Source organism: Tistrella bauzanensis (genome assembly GCF_014636235.1).
GTDB lineage: Bacteria > Pseudomonadota > Alphaproteobacteria > Tistrellales > Tistrellaceae > Tistrella > Tistrella bauzanensis.
Genome location: NZ_BMDZ01000128.1, coordinates 1 through 5,867, shown reverse-complemented (window position 1 = coordinate 5,867; position 5,867 = coordinate 1). Strand labels below are relative to the sequence as shown.

General features: G+C 64.5%; 2 protein-coding genes and 3 pseudogenes. 2 read left to right on the top strand and 3 right to left on the bottom strand.

From position 1 onward, the window contains the following. Positions 1–258: 258 nt before the first annotated feature. On the bottom strand, positions 259–1,008 hold the full coding sequence (locus IEW15_RS24705) for an SDR family oxidoreductase (RefSeq protein ID WP_188583077.1): 750 nt from the start codon (positions 1,006–1,008) through the stop codon (positions 259–261). 137 nt (positions 1,009–1,145) lie between these two features. On the opposite strand from IEW15_RS24705, the gene IEW15_RS24700 reads away from it, so the two are divergent. After that, the gene (locus tag IEW15_RS24700; protein ID WP_188583080.1) at positions 1,146–1,874 is read left to right on the top strand and encodes an HAD-IA family hydrolase; all 729 of its coding nucleotides are present in this window, start codon (positions 1,146–1,148) and stop codon (positions 1,872–1,874) included. On the opposite strand, the pseudogene IEW15_RS24695 reads toward IEW15_RS24700, so the two are convergent. Both IEW15_RS24695 and IEW15_RS24690 read right to left on the bottom strand, forming a co-directional pair. Beyond that, positions 1,871–2,791: pseudogene (locus tag IEW15_RS24695) on the bottom strand (AraC family transcriptional regulator). The gene IEW15_RS24700 and the pseudogene IEW15_RS24695 sit on opposite strands and share 4 nt — an antisense overlap. A gap of 98 nt (positions 2,792–2,889) precedes the next feature. Beyond that, positions 2,890–3,650 (bottom strand): annotated as a pseudogene (locus IEW15_RS24690) (class I SAM-dependent methyltransferase). 393 nt (positions 3,651–4,043) lie between these two features. On the opposite strand from IEW15_RS24690, the pseudogene IEW15_RS24685 reads away from it, so the two are divergent. Beyond that, positions 4,044–5,789: pseudogene (locus tag IEW15_RS24685) on the top strand (type I restriction endonuclease subunit R); the annotation flags it as partial. Between the last annotated feature and the right edge of the window lie 78 nt (positions 5,790–5,867).

Genomic DNA, 5,867 nt, shown 5'->3' with positions numbered 1-5,867 from the left:
TGAGGATTCGACACCCCGAGCCTAACGGCTCAAGGCGAGCAACGCCGCTCTCCCTTTTTCAACAATGACCGGGACATCCCCCACTGGCAGCGCGCAGCTGCTCAAGGGTCATGCTTTGCATGATCTGCTCCTGTCGACGGACCTTGTCAGAATCCAGTGTGCATGATCTTCAGATAAGCTGCTACTAACCGCCCCCTCCCCTCAGCCAGCCCTCAGCCAGGCCGTCCAGGACGGGGCGGGATCGGGTGTGACCAGGGCTCACCCGAAGCGGGCGTGATGGAGGGCGACCGCATCCGCCCCGGCCGGGAAATGCAGCCGGCCGCTGGTGTCATGGACGGCTGCCCACACAGCGTCGGCGACATCCGTCTCGGTCGTGATCAGCGCAGGACTGGCATAGGCGTCGAAGATCGGCGCCGCAAACCCGGCATAGGCGGGCGGAATCAGATCGGCGACACGAAGGCCGGTATTGTGGGCGAAGCGGGTGGTCGGCGCATATCCGGGCGCCACCAGCGCCACCCGCAGGCCGACATGGCCGAGTTCATGGGCAAGCGAGCCCGTGAAGCCTTCGATGGCCTGCTTGCTGGCGGTATAGGCCGCCGCCAGCGGCATTGCCGCAAGCGTGACGCTTGACGTCACGTTGACGATGATGCCCGACCGGCGCGCGCGCATCTGCGGGATGACCGCCTGACACATCGCCATGACGCCGAAGGTGTTGGTGTCGAACACCTTGCGGATATGCGAGAGCGGCGTAGCCTCGAAGGCACCGACGACGCCGATGCCGGCATTGTTGACCAGCACGTCGATCGGGCCCGCGGCCGCGATGGCGGCAGCAATGCTCTCGTCGCAGGTCACGTCGAGCGGCAGGATCCGCAAGGCGCCGGAACGCGGCAGCAGATCGGCGTCGGGCCGGCGCATGGTGGCGACGACGCGCCAACCCTTGGTCAGGAAATGACGCGCCGTCTCAAGGCCATAGCCCGAGGACGCGCCGGTGATCAGGATTGTCTGCATGAGCCATCTCCATCCGTATCTGATAGCCTCTGTCTTAGACCCGATGACCTGGATGATCCATAATCCAGACACCGGAATTCGTTACCAATCGTCCAAACCGAATGACGTGGGGCATGGCTGAGAGAGCGGGAGACCCGATGCAGACGGTGGTGCAGACACGGCCGATCGATGCCGTCCTTCTCGACATGGACGGCACGATCCTGAATTCGATCAAGGCCGCCGAGCGCATCTGGCAGGCATGGGCGGAGCGCCATGGCGTCGATGTCGCGACCTTCCTGCCCACGATCCACGGCGTTCGCGCGGTCGAGACGATCCGGCGGGTCGGCCTTGCCGGCATCGATCCCGAGGTGGAAGCCGCCGCGATCACCCGGGCCGAGATCGACGACGTCGAGGGCATCGAGGCGATCGCCGGCGTGCATGACTTTCTGGCCGGCCTGCCGGTTCAGCGCTGGGCCATCGTGACTTCGGCGCCCCGGCCGCTGGCCCTGCGCCGGATCGAGGCTGCCGGACTGCAGGTTCCGCCGCTTCTGATCGCCGCCGAAGATGTCGAGACCGGCAAGCCCGCGCCCGATTGCTTCCTGCTCGCGGCCGAAAGGCTTGGAACCCAGGCGCATCGCTGTCTGGTGATCGAGGATTCCATGGCCGGCATCACCGCCGCGGAACGGGCCGGGGCGGCGGTGCTGGTCGTGACGACCACCCACCACACGCCGATGACCGTCCGGCATCCGGCGATCCTGGATTATCGCGACCTTGCCCTGAACCGGCTTGCCGATGGCGCGATCTCGATCTGCCATGCCCGGGAAACCGCCCCGCTGTCGGCCCGGCTGTCCTGTGTCCTGCAAGCGGCAGGGCCCGCCCGGCCCTAGACAGGCACGGCGGCGGCACTGATCCGGGCGAATTGTCCGGGCGGGCAGCCCTGCCGCTTGCGAAACGCGGTGCTGAAGGCGCTGGCGGAGTCATAGCCGATCTCGCAGGCGATCTGGTCGAGCGTCTTCGTCCCGCGCATCAGAGCGTCTTTCGCCAGCGCCATCCGCCAGCGGGCGAGATATTCGATCGGCCCGCAACTCAAGGTATCGGCGAAGCGCGCGGCAAAGGCCGAGCGGGACTGTCCGGCAATCTCGCCAGGGCGGCGACCGCCCAACCGGCCCGGACATCGCCATGCATGGCACCAAGCGCGCGCGAGGGCGGGGTCACGCATGGCCCTGAGAAGCCCGGTCGGAACATCATCGTCGACAACGTCGCGCCAGCGCAGGGCTTCGACCAGCAGAACGTCGAGCAGACGCTGAAGGATCATCTCCCGGTCGGGATCGCAGCCGGCGCATTTCTCGACGATCAGATCGATCATCCGGGCGAGCCGCGCCGACCGCCCTGCCGTGCCTGCCGTGGTGGGGATGTGGATCATGCGCGGCAGCAGGGCGAGCAGAAGCGGCGCGTTCACCGGCGCGATGCGGAAGCTGCCCCCCAGCGATTCGAAATCCGCAGCGCCCGCCTGCTCGCCATGACGAACCGGCGCGTCCGTCGGAACGCCGGGGTCGCACACGGCATCGGGATGGCTGCTCATAGTGAAGGCCGGCGTGGCGGGAAGCAGCAGGAAATCGCCCGCGCCCAACCGCCCGGGCCGGTGCCCCTCGACCGACAGCCAGCATGCGCCCTTCAGAATGATGGTGAATCCGGGCGCGTCATGGGCCGCATAGCACACCCCCCAACGGCCCCGCCCGGTGATGGGCTTGGAGATGGCGGTATTGGGCCTAAGCAGCGCAATCATCTCGCTCAGCGGATCCATCCTGGACGATCCATCATCATTCCCGAGGAATAATGTCTACAGCGTCCAGGCCAGCACGTCCAGGCCACTGGGCGCGCATCTGTGCCTGCGGCACCGCATCACGTCCGGCGCCAGGCAGACATGGCCGTCTCATAAGGAAAGGCGATCTCGGCGCTGCCCGCGAGTTCGGGCGTGCCGGCGATCAGCGCGCGCACCTGCCGCGCGACATCGGCCTGCCGTTCGGGCGGCAATGCCGCGATGAAGCTGACCGAGAGCGTGCGCTTGACGATCACGTCTTCCGGGCATCCGACATGAGCGTTCCGGGCCCGGCGCTCGCCGACGAATTCGAACCCCGGCGCGGGAAAGGCCCGCCACCACGCGCCGGTCCGGTATCGGGGCGTGGCGCCCTCCCACGGGTCGGTGATGGCGGACAGGGCCGCGACCCATGGCACGGTTTCATCGCGCCCGTTCCAGATCAGCCCCAGCACCCCGCCCGGCCTCAGCACCCGCCGCATGTCCTGCACGGCCGCGGCGGTCGCAAACCAGTGGAAGGCCTGCGCACAGACCACCGCATCGACCGAACCATCCGGCAGAGGGATGGCGTCAGCGGAGCCGGCCAGAGCCTCCACCTCAGGAAAAGCGCGGATAAGCCGATCGCGCATGGCATCGACCGGCTCGACCGCGACGATCCGCCCGCCGCATTGCCGCATCACGGGAATGAACTTGCCGGTACCGGCCCCGACCTCCACGGTCGTCCGGCCCGGCCCGACCCCCACGACATCGCGCAGCCAGCCAACCGCCTCGCCCGGAATCCGGGCCGCCCCCCGACATAGGCCACGGCCCCGGTCCGATAGCCTGTGGAGGATTGGTGAACCGTCATCTGCGCCTCCGTGCCGCGAGGGGGGCATTGTTCGCCAAGGTCAGCGGCCGGAAGGAAGCTTACCTCCGCCTGCCGCCTAAGCCCAATGCCTGTCACAGGATGGGTGCGCCTTGCCATTGGCTTCCTTTTCGGGAGCTCCACCCACGGCCAGAATCGATTGCGTCCTTGGCCATATTGGCCAGAATGAGACCGGCCCAGGCGGGGATTCACCTGCGAAACCTGGGCGCCAAAGACGCGACGTCTGGCTTCGGACAGTTGATGCATAGACATCGCCCGCACCGAGCCAATGACAAACGCCATGCACGGGCGGCCGCTGGTGGTGGCGGTCGAGGAGCATGAACGGTTGACGGATCTTAAGACAGACGCCAGAAAGAATGAGTCTCCGCGATGGCGATGATCACACCCGAACGCGATCTTGAAGCGTCTCTTGTCACGAAGCTTCGGGATCTGAAATATGAATATCGCCCGGACATCCGCGATCGAGACACGCTTGAGGCGAACTTCAGGGAGAAGTTCCAGGCCCTGAACCGTGTCACTCTCACCGACAGCGAATTCAAGCGACTCCTCGACGATATCGTGACGCCGGATGTGTACCAGGCCGCCCGATCTCTCCGGAGCCGCGAAACATTCATCCGCGGTGATGGCACGCCGCTTAATTACACGCTCGTCAACATCAAGGACTGGTGCAAGAACACCTTCGAGGTTATCAAGCAGCTCCGTATCAATACCGATAACAGCCATCACCGCTATGACGTCATGCTCCTGATCAACGGCGTTCCCGTCGTTCAGATTGAGTTGAAGGCACTCGGGATCAGCCCGCGGCGGGCGATGGAACAAATCGTCGACTATAAGAGCGACCCCGGCAACGGATACACCACGACGCTTCTCTGCTTCATCCAGCTCTTTATCATCAGTAACCGCACGGAAACGCGGTACTTTGCCAACAACAACGCCCGGCACTTCGCCTTCGACGCGGATGAGCGGTTCTTGCCAATCTATCAGTTCGCGGCCGAAGACAACACCAAGATCACCCATCTTGATGACTTCGCAGATCGCTTCCTCGCCAAGTGCACGCTTGGCCAGATGATCAGCAAGTACATGGTTCTCATCGCCAGTGAGCAGAAGCTCCTGATGATGCGCCCGTACCAGATCTATGCCGTCAAGGCGCTTGTCGACTGCATCGATCAGAACTGCGGCAATGGCTATATCTGGCACACCACCGGCTCGGGCAAGACGCTCACCTCCTTCAAGGCCTCGACGCTCCTCAAGACCAATGAGAGCATCCATAAGTGCCTCTTCGTCGTCGACCGCAAGGATCTCGACCGACAGACCCGCGAGGAGTTCAACCGGTTTCAGGAAAACTGCGTCGAGGACAACACCAACACCGCGACTCTGGTCCGCCGCCTGCAATCCGATGATTACGCGGACAAGGTCATCGTGACGACCATCCAGAAGCTCGGGCTGGCCCTCGACGAGAACAGCAGGCACAACAAACAGACTGCGGCTCAGGGACGGTTGACCTCCAAGCAGCGCCTTGAGCGACTCAGGGACAAGCGGATGGTGTTCATCTTCGACGAGTGCCACCGCTCACAATTCGGCGAGACCCACCGGGCGATCAAGGCATTTTTCCCGAACGCCCAGCTCTTCGGCTTCACCGGCACCCCGATCTTCGAGGAAAACGCCACCGTCAGGCAGATCGAGGGCGATATCGCCACGCTTCAGACCACCAGAGATCTGTTTCAGAACGAACTTCACGCCTACACCATCACCCATGCGATCGAGGATCAGAACGTCCTCCGCTTCCACGTCGATTACTATCAGCCCAGAAACGCCGCCGCCCCCAAGCCCGGCCAGACCCTCACCAAGCAGGCGGTTGCCCAGGCCATCCTCGACAAGCACGATGCCGCGACCGGCGGCCGGCGATTCAACGCCTTGCTGGCCACCGCCTCAATCAACGACGCGATCGAGTACAATCAGGTCTTCAAGACGCTTCAGGCGGAACGCCAGGCGGCCGACCCCGCCTTCGCCCCGCTCAAGATCGCTGTCGTCTTCTCGCCCCCCGCAGCGGGCAGCCCGGACGTCCGCCAGATCCAGGAGGATCTTCCGCAAGAGAAAGAAGACAATCGGCATGACCCAGAGAGCCTGTTGCAGAATGGGTCTTCGGAATGTGTCGCGATCGCAGTGAGATCCGCCCTTGAGCCTGCGGCCGGCGCCTGA

Coding starts and splice junctions, on each gene's coding strand:
- IEW15_RS24705 (WP_188583077.1), bottom strand. CDS start 1,008: ATGCAGACAATCCTGATCACCGGCGCGTCCTCGGGCTATGGCCTTGAG.
- IEW15_RS24700 (WP_188583080.1), top strand. CDS start 1,146: ATGCAGACGGTGGTGCAGACACGGCCGATCGATGCCGTCCTTCTCGAC.